Source organism: Rothia sp. HMSC071F11, assembly GCF_001809115.1.
In the GTDB taxonomy this organism is placed as follows: Bacteria; Actinomycetota; Actinomycetes; order Actinomycetales; family Micrococcaceae; genus Rothia; species Rothia dentocariosa.
In genome coordinates this window covers 84,033-85,020 of sequence record NZ_KV795737.1, presented here as the reverse complement: position 1 = coordinate 85,020, position 988 = coordinate 84,033, and the positions used below count along the sequence as shown (strand labels likewise).

Annotated in this window: 1 protein-coding gene; it reads left to right on the top strand. The window is 46.5% G+C overall.

Features of this window, described 5'->3' with window-relative positions:
- On the top strand, nt 1–721 hold a 721-nt coding region (locus HMPREF2554_RS02915; RefSeq protein ID WP_070553970.1), incomplete at its 5' end, for a hypothetical protein.
- Nucleotides 722–988: the final 267 nt, after the last annotated feature.

Genomic DNA, 988 nt, shown 5'->3' with positions numbered 1-988 from the left:
TCCGGTGTTCACTCAGGAGAGCGGGTACTGGGAGCAGGTAATGAAGCCTCGTTTGCAGGACCAGGGGTGGTATATCGCTGAAGTAGACTGTGCGAATGTGGAGGATATTGAGGATTGCGGTACGAGGCTTCTACGTGAACTCAACTTTAAGGTTCCTGAGCATGGATATATTAATGCTATGGGGGTCAAAGATAATATCACTGATATCTACGGCATTAATATACGTAAAGGCCTTTTTGTTTTTTATAAGAATTTTGAAGATATCTTCTCTACCCATCCGGATTTGCATCAGGGGTATGGGGCTGAGTTCATGCTTCAGCTGATTGAACACATGGTATATCACTACTCTGATCTTCGTGGGTATATCTATGAAGAGTTTCCTGTGGTGGTGGGGTACGGCGTTGGTCTTCCGTCTTCGTATATTCCACAGCTTGAGAATGTGATGGGCACTGAGAACGTGATGATTGCTGGTGAGGGCGTGCGGTATCCGTGGTCTGATTTTGAAGAAGAACAGCGAAGGAATTTCCCGAACGGCGCCCCGGATCCTCTATACGATAAGTATGGGGAGCTTTTTGGCGTTACTACCCATAGTTCACAGACTACGGGTATCTATGTTGCTGATCCTCGGTATTATCCTGAATCACCATTTTATGACCCGGAGCTTGCTTCGAAAGTACACCTGGTACATAGTGAATTTACTGAGCCAGATCCTTCTGTATAAGCGTTATGGGATATAAATGCGAATATAAGGATAAGTTCATTGTTCCTGTATTCACTCAGGAGAGTGGGTATTGGCACCGGGGCCACGAAGTAGTTTTTACCGGCCCTGATGCTAAGCACCCTTGGTCTCAATAGGAAGATCGGAAGAAGAAATATTTCCCTAGTGGTTTTCCTGACCCGTTGTATGAGGATGGGGAGTGGATTGATGATCCTGATGAGTGCTCCGAGAGCACATCCTACACCGGCGGGAACAGCTAACAACGCACTG